This is a genomic window from Salmonella enterica subsp. enterica serovar Typhimurium str. LT2 (assembly GCF_000006945.2).
In the GTDB taxonomy this organism is placed as follows: Bacteria; Pseudomonadota; Gammaproteobacteria; order Enterobacterales; family Enterobacteriaceae; genus Salmonella; species Salmonella enterica.
Genome location: NC_003197.2, coordinates 4,574,533 through 4,587,266 on the forward strand (window position 1 = coordinate 4,574,533; position 12,734 = coordinate 4,587,266).

Here is a 12,734-nt window from a genome sequence, read left to right on the forward strand (position 1 = left end):
CATTGTAACGTCAGGTGACGACAGACATTTTTAAGCGTATCACACACGCCTTTTCTTATAGCAGGATGTTCTAAACCTTGGGTAAACGTGAGATAAGTAGCGTTTTTACCGCTTTTTTCGCTCAGAAGAATTTTTTTTCATCTCCCCCCTTGAAGGGGCAAAACCCCATCCCCATCTCTCTGGTCACCAGCCGGGAAACCGTTTACGGGCCGGCGTCACCCATAACTGATAATGACTTTCTCAAAGGAGAGCTATCAATGAGTATTCGTCCGTTACATGATCGTGTGATCGTCAAACGTAAAGAAGTTGAGTCTAAATCTGCTGGCGGCATCGTACTGACCGGTTCCGCAGCGGGTAAATCAACTCGTGGCGAAATCATCGCTGTCGGTAAGGGTCGCATCCTGGACAACGGTACTGTACAGCCGCTGGACGTGAAAGTTGGCGACATCGTTATTTTTAACGATGGCTACGGTGTGAAATCTGAAAAGATCGACAATGAAGAAGTGTTGATCATGTCTGAAAGCGACATTCTGGCAATTGTTGAAGCGTAATCCGCGAACGACACTGAACATACGAATTTAAGGGAAAGAGAAAATGGCAGCTAAAGACGTAAAATTCGGTAACGACGCTCGTGTGAAAATGCTGCGCGGCGTAAACGTACTGGCAGATGCAGTGAAAGTTACCCTCGGTCCGAAAGGCCGTAACGTGGTTCTGGATAAATCTTTCGGTGCGCCGACTATCACTAAAGATGGTGTTTCCGTAGCGCGTGAAATCGAACTGGAAGACAAGTTTGAAAACATGGGCGCGCAAATGGTGAAAGAAGTTGCCTCTAAAGCGAACGATGCTGCAGGCGACGGCACCACCACCGCGACCGTACTGGCGCAGTCCATCATTACCGAAGGCTTGAAAGCCGTTGCTGCGGGCATGAACCCGATGGACCTGAAACGTGGTATCGACAAAGCGGTTGCTGCGGCGGTTGAAGAGCTGAAAGCCCTGTCCGTACCGTGCTCCGACTCTAAAGCGATTGCTCAGGTAGGTACTATCTCCGCTAACTCCGACGAAACCGTAGGTAAACTGATCGCGGAAGCGATGGATAAAGTCGGTAAAGAAGGCGTCATCACCGTTGAAGACGGTACCGGTCTGCAGGACGAACTGGACGTGGTTGAAGGTATGCAGTTTGACCGCGGCTACCTGTCTCCTTACTTCATCAACAAGCCGGAAACTGGCGCAGTAGAGCTGGAAAGCCCGTTCATCCTGCTGGCTGATAAGAAAATCTCCAACATCCGCGAAATGCTGCCGGTTCTGGAAGCCGTTGCAAAAGCAGGCAAACCGCTGCTGATCATCGCTGAAGATGTTGAAGGCGAAGCGCTGGCTACCCTGGTTGTTAACACCATGCGTGGCATCGTGAAAGTGGCTGCTGTTAAGGCACCTGGCTTCGGCGATCGTCGTAAGGCGATGCTGCAGGATATCGCTACCCTGACCGGCGGTACCGTAATCTCTGAAGAGATCGGTATGGAGCTGGAAAAAGCAACCCTGGAAGACCTGGGTCAGGCGAAACGTGTTGTGATCAACAAAGACACCACCACCATCATCGATGGCGTGGGTGAAGAAGCTGCCATCCAGGGCCGTGTTGCTCAGATCCGTCAGCAGATTGAAGAAGCGACCTCCGACTACGATCGTGAAAAACTGCAGGAGCGCGTAGCGAAACTGGCAGGCGGCGTTGCGGTTATCAAAGTTGGCGCTGCGACCGAAGTTGAAATGAAAGAGAAGAAAGCCCGCGTTGAAGATGCCCTGCACGCGACCCGTGCTGCGGTAGAAGAAGGCGTGGTTGCTGGTGGTGGCGTTGCGCTGATCCGCGTTGCTTCTAAAATTGCTGACCTGAAAGGCCAGAACGAAGACCAGAACGTGGGTATCAAAGTTGCGCTGCGCGCAATGGAAGCTCCGCTGCGTCAGATCGTGCTGAACTGCGGCGAAGAGCCGTCTGTTGTCGCTAACACCGTTAAAGGCGGCGACGGTAACTACGGTTACAACGCAGCAACTGAAGAATACGGCAACATGATCGATATGGGTATCCTGGACCCAACCAAAGTTACCCGTTCTGCGCTGCAGTACGCTGCTTCTGTGGCTGGTCTGATGATCACTACCGAGTGCATGGTGACCGACCTGCCGAAAAGCGATGCTCCTGATTTAGGCGCTGCTGGCGGCATGGGTGGTATGGGTGGTATGGGCGGCATGATGTAATTGCCCACCCCCTGCATCCTTCAGGCTGCAGATGCGTTGGCTAACCCCAGTCACTTACTTGAGTAAGTGACTGGGGATTAACAAACTGGCCGCCTTCCTGCAACCAGAATGATTTGGGTGCTTATCTCCCAGAATTGAGAAACCCCCGGGCAGAAATGACCGGGGGTTTTTCTTTTAGTCATCTTTTTAGTATAAGATTCAGATACGGACAAAACGTCCAGCTCATTGATTATGGGGAATAACATGCACGTGAAATATTTAGCAGGGATCGTTGGCGCCGCGCTGCTGATGGCGGGTTGTAGCTCCAGCAACGAACTCACCGCTGCCGGCCAAAATGTACGCTTTGTCGAAGATAAGCCGGGCGCGGAATGCCAGCTTATTGGTACGGCAACTGGTAAACAGAGTAACTGGTTTTCAGGCCAGCACGGCGAAGAGGGTGGCTCAATGCGTGGCGCAGCGAACGATCTGCGTAATCAGGCAGCCGCGATGGGTGGAAACGTGCTGTATGGCGTAAGTAGTCCGTCACAGGGCATGTTGTCCAGTTTTGTCCCGACGGCCAGCGAGATGAACGGCCAGGTTTATAAATGTCCGAACTGATATGTCTGAATCGTAACGCCCTCTGAAAGATTCAGAGGGCGATATGGTTAGCGTTTTTCCTGCGATGATGCCATGCGTAGATTATGCAACGCGCGCATGCATTGATCTTGCGTCAGACGCGCTGCTTTACCGGTTCCAAGCGTTCTGACAAAAACCTTACACGGTTTTCCTTCCAGCTTTTTAAGACGCGGGCTGAAATTCAGCAAGCGGCGTGATATTGCTTCAGCTTCTTTAGAGCCTGACTGACTACGGGTCTTAATGATGGTGCCGCAATCATGCGATTGTCCTGCCTCATCCGTATAACGATAAACGAGCGCTAAATAATGGTTATACAGATTATGTTTCCAGTCAGGCTGGTTATAGGTATCGAATTCGATATTACCGTTTTCCAGGCAGTCAGCATCGTATAATGGTAAAAAGTCCAGCATTGAAGAAATACGCAATGCGAGCTCACGCATTTCGGCATTATTAATGGCGTGAATAATAGCCATCACCAGAACTTCAACCTGCCACTCACCGACCTGTAAATCAAGATGGCTACCATTGTGCAGCTTTAACGTAAAGGTTAATACTTTTTCTGTATTATCGCTCAACGCTAAAGATTCAACACGCTGATTAACATCGGCGTTTTCCAGCTCTTCACGGAGTATTGCCGGAATATTCTCATGCATTTTAAGCACATGACTGCTTTTAGCTTTCTGGCGTTTTTCCTGCTCTTGTTCCGGAAGCGAGTGTTGTAGATAAAGCCGGTGTTCAAGGCCGATCAACAAGTCTCGCAGCGCGAGCACAGGAAAGAAAAGCAGTGTTTCTTTATTTCTCAGTGACTTCACCTTAAGCGCCAGCGCGATAAACTTATCATTGTGACGAATAACGCCGGTATTTAGTCCCTTAATCGTTAAGGCCATGTCAATTCTCCACAAATATAAAATAATTAAATGTTTTACTGCAATGTATTTGATATATAAATTGTTTATGCCGTCCTATAAAAAGGAGAACCAGTATAATTCGAAAATGCAGTACACGCTAAGCGAGTCCTAAAACGGACTTTATTGAAAAGAGAGGACCGGAAAGGTGTATTTAACGAAGGTTAGTTTATCCTCGCCAAAGGGTGAGGAGAATCGCGGGGGAGTCTCCTCGTAATATTGCGCGGTAATATTTTTCGTCGTCCCTGACGCGCCCGCGAGGATTAGCACTGCCGAAGCTGTAAATCCAGCGGTGTTTTGCTCGGTTCGCCGCCGATTTCACGCGCCAGTCTTGGCACCATATAGCCGGATACCAGCGTGAGCAGTTCGCGCATGATTTGCCGGGCTTCGTCATCGGTGACCATAAAATGCGCGGCGCCCTGCACTTTATCCAGCACATGCAGGTAATAGGGCATCACGCCGGCGTCAAATAGCGCGTTGCTCAGATTCGCCAGCGTTCGCGCGTTATCATTCACGCCACGCAGCAGGACGCTCTGGTTGAGAAGCGTGACGCCCACGTGGCGCAGTTTCTTCATCGCCAGGCCGAACGCCTCGTCCACTTCATTAGCGTGGTTGATATGGTTCACCAACAAAATTTGCAGACGTGACTGGTCAAAGCGGGCGACCAGTTCGTCAGTAATGCGTGCCGGGATGACGATAGGCAACCGACTGTGGATGCGTAGCCGCTTGACGTGCTTAATGGCTTCCAGTTGCGTGAGCAGCCAGTCCAGCTCATGATCTTTCGCCATCAGCGGATCGCCGCCGGAAAAGATGATCTCATCCAGTTCCGGGTGTGCGGCGATATACTCCAGCGCGACTGTCCAGTTGCGCTTATTGCCTTGATTCTCTGCATACGGGAAGTGACGACGGAAACAGTAGCGGCAATTTACCGCACATCCGCCTTTTACCAGCAATAGCGCCCGGTTTTGGTATTTATGCAATAATCCTGGCACCACGCTGTGTTGCTCTTCCAGCGGGTCGGTGGAGAAACCGGGGGCGACAATAAATTCATCCCGGGACGTCAGCACTTGACGTAAAAGAGGATCGTCAGGGTTGCCCTTCTCCATGCGCGCAATAAAAGCGCGCGGCACGCGGAGGGCAAACAAGCGCCTGGCGTCCTGTCCTGCCCGGAGGTTTTCATCAGCTTCAATCTGTAAAAGATGCAGCAGTTCGTCGGGATTGGTCACAACATCGGCAAGTTGCGCTAACCAATCTTCTCGCAATGGGGTATTTAGGGTTACAATATGCGCCATTTTGTGGCTTAGCTACCAGTTAACAATTTCAGAGGGCCTTATGGCGACTTACTATAGCAACGATTTTCGTTCCGGTCTTAAAATCATGTTGGATGGCGAACCTTATGCGGTTGAATCCAGTGAATTCGTGAAACCGGGTAAAGGCCAGGCGTTTGCCCGCGTTAAGCTGCGCCGTCTGCTGACCGGCACGCGCGTTGAGAAAACCTTCAAATCGACCGATTCCGCAGAAGGCGCGGATGTAGTCGATATGAACCTGACTTACCTGTACAACGACGGTGAGTTCTGGCATTTCATGAACAACGAAACCTTCGAGCAGCTGTCTGCAGATGCCAAGGCTATCGGCGACAACGCAAAATGGCTGTTGGATCAGGCGGAATGCATCGTGACCCTGTGGAACGGTCAGCCTATCTCTGTCACTCCGCCGAACTTTGTTGAACTGGAAATTGTTGATACCGACCCAGGTCTGAAGGGCGATACCGCAGGTACTGGCGGCAAACCAGCCACGCTGTCTACTGGCGCAGTGGTTAAAGTTCCGCTGTTCGTGCAGATTGGCGAAGTGATCAAAGTCGATACCCGTTCCGGCGAATACGTATCCCGCGTAAAATAATTTACGTTATCGGGAAAAATGGTGCAGCGTATGCTGCGCCATCCTATTTTTCGCGCCTCAATGATGAAACGCTTTATCGGTCTTGTCGCGCTGGTTCTTCTTACCAGCACATTATTAACGGCATGTAATACCGCCCGCGGCTTCGGCGAAGATATTCAGCATCTCGGCCACGCCATCTCCCGTGCAGCCAGCTAATCGCTTCTCGTCTTCCTAAAATTAGTCGATCGCCCATCATTTTCTGGGATGTTGTCTATTATTAAGTTGCTATACACAAACAACATTGGCTAGAAAAGGAAGACATTATGGTTAAAAAGACAATTGCAGCGATCTTTTCTGTTTTGGTACTTTCCACTGTATTAACTGCTTGTAATACCACGCGCGGCGTGGGCGAGGACATCTCGGACGGTGGTAGTGCGATCTCTGGCGCTGCAACCAGAGCTCAGCAGTAATCATCAACGGTACGGCATGGCGTCGTACCGTTAATCGATTTTCTCCGGAAGCATAAGAAAGGGAGAATACCGGTTATCCATATGAAGTTTCATACGGATATTACGTTTATAGGTGTAAACCGTTTTCCCGTGAATGCCAAGCGCATACGCAATCTCTTTATTGCTGGTGCCTTCCGTCCACATCGCGAGCACTTTTTCCTCCTGCGGAGAGAGCAATGGCGTGGCGCTTTCCGGCGCTTCCTGCAGTGGATGAGTATGTAGCGCTCCTTTAATTCGTTGTGCAAGCTCATGTAAAGGCGTGTGTTTAGATAACACCGCATGACTGGCATATTGCGGTCTGTACGGCATATTCCCTGACTGTAATAATACCAACGGCGTCATCCTGCAGGCGGCAAAAAATGCATTGATAGGCTGTTCGGGTAAGGCATCGTTGAGAAAACCATATAAATCAGCGATAACCAGGTGGGGCTTCCATTGCAGAATATGTTCTTTCGCCAGTATAAGGTTATTCATCCCGGATACCAGCAGTGAAGAACTGAGCACATCAGTGTGATTAAGCCAGGCCTCCATGCCCGTACGGGTAAAGTGGCATCGGTCTATCACTAAAATTTTCAACATAGTTTTTTGCACCCGGAAGTAGATAAAGCACTTTCTTTCCCAGAAGGCGTTCCATCATAGAGAACTCCTGTGGGCGCTAAATGCGAAAACTACGCGGCTTAAAAGGGCCAATTCCCGCCTTTAGACGGAAAAAAATAAAAAGGTTGAAATTCATTTTCTCTCAGGCAAGAATGGCTTTTCATCCGTATACGTTACAGGACGACCTGTAAACGCTATTCTCACCGGGGACGGCCCCATTAATTATCTGGAGCCTGCTATGTCCTGGATCATTCTATTAATCGCTGGTTTACTTGAAGTGGTATGGGCTGTCGGCCTGAAGTATACCCACGGTTTTTCTCGTCTGACCCCCAGTATTATCACCATTACGGCCATGGTTATCAGTATGGCGTTACTTTCCTGGGCAATGAAAACGCTGCCTGTTGGAACGGCGTACGCCATCTGGACCGGCATCGGCGCCGTTGGGGCGGCAATCACCGGTATCCTTCTGCTGGGCGAGTCTGCCTCACCGGCGCGTTTGCTCAGTCTTGGCTTGATCGTCGCGGGTATCATTGGGCTAAAACTCAGTGCGCATTAATTCGTCGCTGATATTGCTACGAACCTGATTGTTTTACCCAAATTAATTTATTGACGTCAAACCCCTCCCGGGTCGCGACGGCCAGCATTTGCTGTTTTATTTCCTCAGAAAGCGTTGGCGTGCGAGAGAGTATCCACAGATAGTCGCGATCCGGGCCGCACACCAGCGCATGACGGTATTCCCGGTCAAGCGCAATCACGTTATAGCCGCCGTAGAACGGGCCGAAAAAAGAGACCTTGAGCGCGGCGCGGTTTGGACTACCGGTAAAATACGCTTTGCCTTCTGTTTTTTGCCACATTTCCCGATCCGGGTTATAGCCTTTATTGATGACATTAATCCCGCCATCGTCACGCAGACTATAGGTGGCCGTGACTTGTTCCAGTCCACGTTCAAATCGATGATCGAGGCGTGCGATCTCATACCAGGTGCCGAGGTAACGTTTGGCATCAAAGTTATTTACCACGGTAACGCCTTTAGGCGGGGTAGGCGAACTACAGGCGACAACCAAAAATGCCGCAGTAACCGCAGCAACGACGGGCAGCAAGCGCATAGCGTTTTTCCTTCCAGTGTTTTTTCTAAGTGTAGAACCTGGCGGGAAAATGAGAGGCAGGAAAAGAAAAAATGCCCTCTTATCGGGTAGATAAGAGGGCGTCGTGGCAACTTAGAGAGTGATAACGCCAATCGCCGTCACAACGGTCAGGATTGCCGCCAGACCGTAGAAGACCCATTTGCCCGCGGGCACGTGGATTTTCAGGTCATGCATCGCGTGGTGCATACGGTGTAGGCCACACCATAGCGGCAGCACGATCATCAGGAACAGAAAAACGCGACCAATGAAGCTTTGGGCGAACGTCAGTACGCGCTCAAAACTCAGGGCATCGCCCGGAAATAGCCCCAGCGGCAGCATGATGCCAACCAGTAGCACGATCACCGGCGCGATGATCGCGCCCCACATACCGCCTGCGCCAAACAGTCCCCAGAATACGGGTTCATCAGAACGTTTTGGGTTTGGATTAATCATCCGGGACTCCTTACCAGAACAGGGCAACATACAGAATGACTACGGTGACTACCGCAGTGACCACCCAAAGCCCTTTGATGATTGGCTCTGGCCCCATTTTTTCGTCTTTTACAATGATATTGGCCGCCTTCGGCGCCAGTTCAAACCAGGTTTTGGTGTGCAGCAGCGCGGCCGCCAGGGTGATCAGGTTTAAGATCACCACCACCGGGTTTTGTAAAAAGCCGACGAATCCCATCCAGGATTCCGCGCCGTGTTTGAGCGCAAACAGACCGAAAATCAGTTCAATACTGAACCAGACTGCCGGCACCGCTGTGCCTTCGCGCAGCATATAAAAGCGATAAAACGGCAGTTTTTTCCACCAGGTGGACGTCATCGGCCGCACATAGGGTTTGCGTTTAGTCGTCATGTTGCACTCCTTAGCGTGGTTTCAGGGTGGCGATAAGAAAGTCTTTCGAGCTTTCCACTTTACCCTGCTGAATGGCCGCAGCCGGATCGACATGTTTTGGACAGACTTCGGAGCAGTAGCCCACGAAAGTACAGGTCCATACGCCGTTCGGACTGTTCAACTGCGCCATACGCTCCTTCTTACCGTGATCGCGGCTATCTTCGTTATAGCGATGCGCCAGCGTAATCGCAGCCGGTCCGATAAATTCAGGATTCAGACCGAACTGCGGGCACGCGGCGTAGCACAGACCACAGTTGATGCAACCGGAGAACTGGTGATACTTCGCCATTTGCGCCGGGGTCTGGACATTCGGCCCCTGATCTGGCGTGCGAGAGTTGCCAATAATGTACGGTTTGATCGCTTCCAGGCTTTCGATAAAGTGCGTCATATCGACAACCAGATCGCGTTCAATCGGGAAGTTCGCCAGCGCTTCCACCTTCATACCGTTGGTGTAATCGCGCAGGAAGGTTTTACACGCCAGTTTAGGGACGTTGTTGACCATCATGCCGCAGGAGCCGCAGATCGCCATACGGCAGGACCAGCGGTAGCTCAGGTCTGGCGACAGGTTATCTTTGATGTAGCCCAACGCGTCCAGTAGCGATGTTGTTTCATCATAAGGAACTTCATAGAAAGCACTGTGCGGCGCGGTATCGGTTTCCGGGTTATAGCGCACCACCTCAACTTTCAGGTTTTTCATCTCAGCCATTCGCCTTCTCCTTCTTATCGGCTGCTTCCGCTTCACCGCCGTAAACACGTTTGGCTGGCGGCAGGGTGGTGATTTTCACGTCGCTGTATTCCAGACGGGTCGTGCCATCAGCATCGCGGAAGGCGAGGGTGTGCTTGAGGAAGTTCACATCGTCGCGCTCGGTACAGCCTTCATCCAGACGCTGATGCGCGCCGCGGGACTCTTTACGCGCCAGCGCAGAGTGCGCCATACATTCCGCCACGTTCAGACCATGACCCAGTTCGATGGTATACAGCAGGTCAGTGTTGAACACGCTGGAGGTATCGGAGATACGTACGCGCTTGAAACGTTCCTGAAGCTCGGCCAGTTTATCAACGGTTTTCTGCATCAGTTCCGGGGTACGGTAAATACCGCAACCTTCTTCCATAGACAGACCCATCTCATCGCGGATCTTCGACCAGTTTTCGTTGCCTTCCTGGTTCACCAGATTTTTCAGACGCTGTTCAATATCGGCAACCTGGGCGTCGAGCGCGGCGCTATTTGCGGCGCCTGCCGTAGCAGCGCGTTCCATTGCTTGTTCGCCAGCCAGACGACCAAACACCACCAGTTCCGCCAGTGAGTTGGAACCGAGGCGGTTCGCGCCATGCAGGCCAACAGAGGAGCATTCGCCAACGGCAAACAGCCCTTTGACACGGCTTTCACAGTTCTGGTCGGTTTCAATGCCGCCCATGGTGTAGTGCGCGGTCGGACGTACTGGAATCGGTTCTTTAACCGGATCGACGCCGACATAGGCTTTCGCCAGTTCGCAAATGAACGGCAGACGTTCATGCAGTTTCTTCTCGCCGAGATGACGCAGGTCGAGGTGAACCACATCGCCGCGCGGCGTGGAGATGGTGTTGCCTTTACGCCATTCGTGCCAGAAAGCCTGGGATACTTTGTCACGTGGCCCCAGTTCCATATATTTGTTTTTCGGCTCGCCCAGCGGCGTTTCGGGGCCCATGCCGTAGTCTTGCAGGTAACGATAGCCATTTTTATTGACCAGAATACCGCCTTCGCCGCGGCAACCTTCAGTCATCAGGATACCGGAACCTGGCAGGCCGGTCGGGTGATACTGAACGAATTCCATATCACGCAGCGGAACGCCATGGCTCAGCGCCATGCCCATCCCGTCGCCGGTGACGATGCCGCCGTTGGTGTTATAGCGGTATACGCGGCCTGCGCCGCCTGTCGCCATGACCACGGCGTTGGCACGGATTTGCACCAGCGTGCCTTCCATCATGTTCATTGCCACCAGGCCGCGCGCATGGTTGTCATCAACCAGAATATCCAGCACGAAATGTTCGTCAAAGCGCTGGATTTGTGGGAACTGCAGGGAAGTCTGGAACAGGGTATGCAGCATATGGAAGCCGGTTTTATCCGCGGCGAACCAGGTACGCTCGATTTTCATACCACCGAAGCGACGCACGTTAACGCTACCGTCCGGACGGCGGCTCCACGGGCAGCCCCATTGCTCCAGCTGCGTCATCTCAGTGGGACAATGGTGGACAAAGTAATCCACGACATCCTGCTCACACAGCCAGTCTCCGCCTGCTACCGTATCGTGAAAATGGTAGTCAAAGCTGTCATGATCCTGGGCGACAGCGGCTGAACCCCCTTCGGCAGCGACGGTGTGGCTGCGCATCGGGTACACTTTTGAGATCAGTGCGATTTTAGCATTGGGATTCGCCTGTGCGGCAGCAATTGCAGCACGTAATCCCGCGCCACCGGCGCCTATAATGGCAAGATCGGCTTGAAAGGTTTGCACGACATTCCTCCAGATTATTGTAATTTCACCCTCGCGCAGCCAGATAAAGCCTCTGGGTTCTGCGAAGTATGAATGCGTTTCCACTGCTCCTTTATGGGTACAACAGTATAGTCTCAGGGATGTGAGGGAAATTTGACGTGTTCGATTTTTTTAGCGTATCAGAGGGATGAATTATCATTGATTTTGATTAATTTAATTACTAAACCATCTGAAATCACTTTTTTTACCCTCCAGAAGGCGCCCGATACGCCTGCGCAAAATTTGTTTCGCCCGCGCGTTGCGAGTAGACTTCGTGACCTTGTCTTAAACTGGAGAAAGAATCATGAGCGAAACGGCAACCTGGCAGCCGAGCGCGTCCATCCCCAATTTATTAAAACGTGCGGCGATTATGGCGGAAATCCGTCGTTTCTTTGCCGATCGTGGAGTGCTTGAGGTTGAGACGCCCTGCATGAGTCAGGCGACGGTCACAGACATTCATCTGTTCCCGTTCGAAACGCGTTTCGTCGGACCTGGCCATTCCCAGGGGATCAACCTCTATTTAATGACCAGTCCGGAATACCATATGAAACGCCTGCTGGCGGCAGGGTGCGGCCCGGTTTTCCAGCTATGCCGCAGTTTCCGTAATGAAGAGATGGGACGACATCATAATCCGGAATTCACTATGCTGGAGTGGTATCGCCCGCATTACGATATGTACCGCCTGATGAATGAAGTGGATGATTTGCTTCAGCAAGTGCTGGATTGTCAACCTGCGGAAAGTCTCTCCTATCAACAGGCGTTTCAGCGCCATCTGGAGATTGACCCGTTATCAGCAGATAAAACGCAACTGCGTGAGGCGGCGGCAAAGCTTGATTTAAGCAATATCGCCGATACGGAAGAAGACCGTGATACGTTGCTGCAACTGTTGTTCACGATGGGGGTTGAGCCGCATATAGGTAAAGAAAAGCCGACCTTTATTTATCACTTTCCGGCAAGTCAGGCATCGCTGGCACAAATCAGTACCGAGGATCATCGCGTCGCCGAGCGCTTTGAGGTGTACTACAAAGGTATTGAGCTGGCGAATGGTTTCCACGAACTGACGGACGCACGTGAGCAACAACAGCGCTTTGAACAGGACAATCGTAAGCGCGCCGCTCGCGGTCTGCCGCAGCAGCCGATTGACCAAAATCTACTGGATGCGCTGGCCGCCGGTCTACCGGATTGTTCCGGCGTGGCGCTGGGTGTTGATCGTCTGGTGATGCTGGCGCTGGGAGCAGAAAGCCTGGCGGACGTGATTGCTTTTACGGTCGATCGGGCGTAAATCTGAAATTCACTCTTTCGCGAGATAAAATGGCGCAATAAGCGCCATTTTGTAGCATATTTTTTCAATTATCCTCTGTTTGCCACAACATAAGGCTGGAACTTTGATGCCATTTAGGTATCAATCCTGTGTTGATTTTTTTATCGCTGACCTTCGTAAAAAAGAAGGCGGCGTCAAT

General features: G+C 51.6%; 16 protein-coding genes and 19 other annotated features. Of the genes, 8 read left to right on the forward strand and 8 right to left on the reverse strand.

Annotated features, from left to right (window positions below; genetic code table 11):
- The first annotated feature begins 243 nt into the window (after positions 1-243).
- Positions 244-249: a ribosome-binding site (putative RBS for mopB; RegulonDB:STMS1H004219), on the forward strand.
- From mopB to yjeI, 3 genes are all read left to right on the forward strand, one after another.
- Positions 244-551 (forward strand): chaperone Hsp10 gene (gene mopB / locus STM4329; protein ID NP_463193.1). Within the gene, positions 258-551 belong to an annotated coding region; the region does not span the whole gene. (Overlaps the previous feature by 6 nt.)
- A 29-nt stretch (positions 552-580) precedes the next feature.
- Positions 581-586, forward strand: a ribosome-binding site (putative RBS for mopA; RegulonDB:STMS1H004220).
- Positions 581-2,241, forward strand: a protein-coding gene (gene mopA, locus STM4330; protein ID NP_463194.1) for a chaperone Hsp60 with peptide-dependent ATPase activity. Within the gene, positions 595-2,241 belong to an annotated coding region; the region does not span the whole gene. Its footprint overlaps the feature before it by 6 nt.
- A gap of 225 nt (positions 2,242-2,466) precedes the next feature.
- Entirely contained in the window at positions 2,467-2,838 is a 372-nt protein-coding gene (gene yjeI / locus STM4331; RefSeq protein ID NP_463195.3) for a putative outer membrane lipoprotein, read from the forward strand.
- A gap of 47 nt (positions 2,839-2,885) precedes the next feature.
- Here yjeI and yjeJ read toward each other — a convergent pair.
- Positions 2,886-3,756 (reverse strand): putative inner membrane protein gene (gene yjeJ / locus STM4332; RefSeq protein ID NP_463196.1). Within the gene, positions 2,886-3,743 belong to an annotated coding region; the region does not span the whole gene.
- Positions 3,751-3,756, reverse strand: a ribosome-binding site (putative RBS for yjeJ; RegulonDB:STMS1H004221). Its footprint overlaps the gene before it by 6 nt.
- 268 nt (positions 3,757-4,024) lie before the next feature.
- Positions 4,025-5,072, reverse strand: a protein-coding gene (yjeK, locus tag STM4333) for a putative aminomutase (RefSeq protein ID NP_463197.1). Within the gene, positions 4,025-5,053 belong to an annotated coding region; the region does not span the whole gene.
- Positions 5,067-5,072: a ribosome-binding site (putative RBS for yjeK; RegulonDB:STMS1H004222), on the reverse strand. Its footprint overlaps the gene before it by 6 nt.
- A gap of 12 nt (positions 5,073-5,084) precedes the next feature.
- Positions 5,085-5,090 (forward strand) — a ribosome-binding site (putative RBS for efp; RegulonDB:STMS1H004223).
- Between yjeK and efp the strand changes: the two genes are divergently transcribed.
- The 3 genes from efp (at position 5,085) to ecnB (ending at position 6,109) form a co-directional block, all read left to right on the forward strand.
- Positions 5,085-5,660 (forward strand): elongation factor P gene (efp, locus tag STM4334; RefSeq protein ID NP_463198.1). Within the gene, positions 5,094-5,660 belong to an annotated coding region; the region does not span the whole gene. (Overlaps the previous feature by 6 nt.)
- Positions 5,661-5,678: 18 nt before the next feature.
- The gene (gene ecnA, locus STM4335; RefSeq protein NP_463199.3) at positions 5,679-5,855 is read left to right on the forward strand and encodes a putative entericidin A precursor; all 177 of its coding nucleotides are present in this window, start codon (positions 5,679-5,681) and stop codon (positions 5,853-5,855) included.
- Positions 5,856-5,955: 100 nt separating this feature from the next.
- Positions 5,956-5,961: a ribosome-binding site (putative RBS for ecnB; RegulonDB:STMS1H004224), on the forward strand.
- The gene (ecnB, locus tag STM4336; protein ID NP_463200.1) for a putative entericidin B precursor occupies positions 5,956-6,109 on the forward strand. Within the gene, positions 5,963-6,109 belong to an annotated coding region; the region does not span the whole gene. It overlaps the preceding feature by 6 nt.
- A gap of 30 nt (positions 6,110-6,139) precedes the next feature.
- Here the strand turns inward: ecnB and ecnR are convergent.
- Positions 6,140-6,731, reverse strand: a protein-coding gene (gene ecnR, locus STM4337) for a putative luxR family bacterial regulatory protein (RefSeq protein ID NP_463201.1). Within the gene, positions 6,140-6,727 belong to an annotated coding region; the region does not span the whole gene.
- Positions 6,726-6,731, reverse strand: a ribosome-binding site (putative RBS for ecnR; RegulonDB:STMS1H004225). Its footprint overlaps the gene before it by 6 nt.
- 240 nt (positions 6,732-6,971) lie before the next feature.
- Positions 6,972-6,977, forward strand: a ribosome-binding site (putative RBS for sugE; RegulonDB:STMS1H004226).
- On the opposite strand from ecnR, the gene sugE reads away from it, so the two are divergent.
- The gene (gene sugE, locus STM4338) for a putative DMT superfamily transport protein (RefSeq protein NP_463202.1) occupies positions 6,972-7,301 on the forward strand. Within the gene, positions 6,984-7,301 belong to an annotated coding region; the region does not span the whole gene. Its footprint overlaps the feature before it by 6 nt.
- Before the next feature lie 16 nt (positions 7,302-7,317).
- Here sugE and blc read toward each other — a convergent pair.
- The 5 genes from blc to frdA all read right to left on the reverse strand — a co-directional run bounded on the left by blc (position 7,318) and on the right by frdA (position 11,395).
- Positions 7,318-7,864 (reverse strand): outer membrane lipoprotein gene (gene blc, locus STM4339; RefSeq protein NP_463203.1). Within the gene, positions 7,318-7,851 belong to an annotated coding region; the region does not span the whole gene.
- Positions 7,859-7,864 (reverse strand) — a ribosome-binding site (putative RBS for blc; RegulonDB:STMS1H004227). It overlaps the preceding gene by 6 nt.
- Before the next feature lie 98 nt (positions 7,865-7,962).
- The gene (gene frdD, locus STM4340) for a fumarate reductase (protein NP_463204.1) occupies positions 7,963-8,334 on the reverse strand. Within the gene, positions 7,963-8,322 belong to an annotated coding region; the region does not span the whole gene.
- Positions 8,329-8,334 (reverse strand) — a ribosome-binding site (putative RBS for frdD; RegulonDB:STMS1H004228). (Overlaps the previous gene by 6 nt.)
- Positions 8,333-8,740, reverse strand: a protein-coding gene (frdC, locus tag STM4341; protein NP_463205.1) for a fumarate reductase. Within the gene, positions 8,333-8,728 belong to an annotated coding region; the region does not span the whole gene. Before frdC ends, frdD begins: the two co-directional genes overlap by 2 nt.
- Positions 8,735-8,740, reverse strand: a ribosome-binding site (putative RBS for frdC; RegulonDB:STMS1H004229). It overlaps the preceding gene by 6 nt.
- The gene (gene frdB / locus STM4342) for a fumarate reductase (RefSeq protein ID NP_463206.1) occupies positions 8,739-9,486 on the reverse strand. Within the gene, positions 8,739-9,473 belong to an annotated coding region; the region does not span the whole gene. Before frdB ends, frdC begins: the two co-directional genes overlap by 2 nt.
- The gene (gene frdA, locus STM4343; protein NP_463207.1) for a fumarate reductase occupies positions 9,466-11,395 on the reverse strand. Within the gene, positions 9,466-11,256 belong to an annotated coding region; the region does not span the whole gene. Before frdA ends, frdB begins: the two co-directional genes overlap by 21 nt.
- Positions 9,481-9,486, reverse strand: a ribosome-binding site (putative RBS for frdB; RegulonDB:STMS1H004230). (Overlaps the previous gene by 6 nt.)
- Positions 11,261-11,266 (reverse strand) — a ribosome-binding site (putative RBS for frdA; RegulonDB:STMS1H004231).
- Positions 11,336-11,356, reverse strand: a protein binding site (putative binding site for NarL, RegulonDB: STMS1H000310).
- Positions 11,368-11,376 (reverse strand) — a -10 signal (putative -10_signal for frdA; RegulonDB:STMLTH004669).
- Positions 11,380-11,404, reverse strand: a protein binding site (putative binding site for FNR, RegulonDB: STMS1H000173).
- Positions 11,387-11,395: a -35 signal (putative -35_signal for frdA; RegulonDB:STMLTH004669), on the reverse strand. (Overlaps the previous feature by 9 nt.)
- A gap of 117 nt (positions 11,405-11,521) precedes the next feature.
- Positions 11,522-11,542: a protein binding site (putative binding site for NarL, RegulonDB: STMS1H000318), on the reverse strand.
- A gap of 22 nt (positions 11,543-11,564) precedes the next feature.
- Positions 11,565-11,570, forward strand: a ribosome-binding site (putative RBS for yjeA; RegulonDB:STMS1H004232).
- On the opposite strand from frdA, the gene yjeA reads away from it, so the two are divergent.
- Positions 11,565-12,556 (forward strand): lysyl-tRNA synthetase gene (gene yjeA / locus STM4344; protein NP_463208.1). Within the gene, positions 11,579-12,556 belong to an annotated coding region; the region does not span the whole gene. It overlaps the preceding feature by 6 nt.
- The last annotated feature ends 178 nt before the right edge of the window (positions 12,557-12,734 follow it).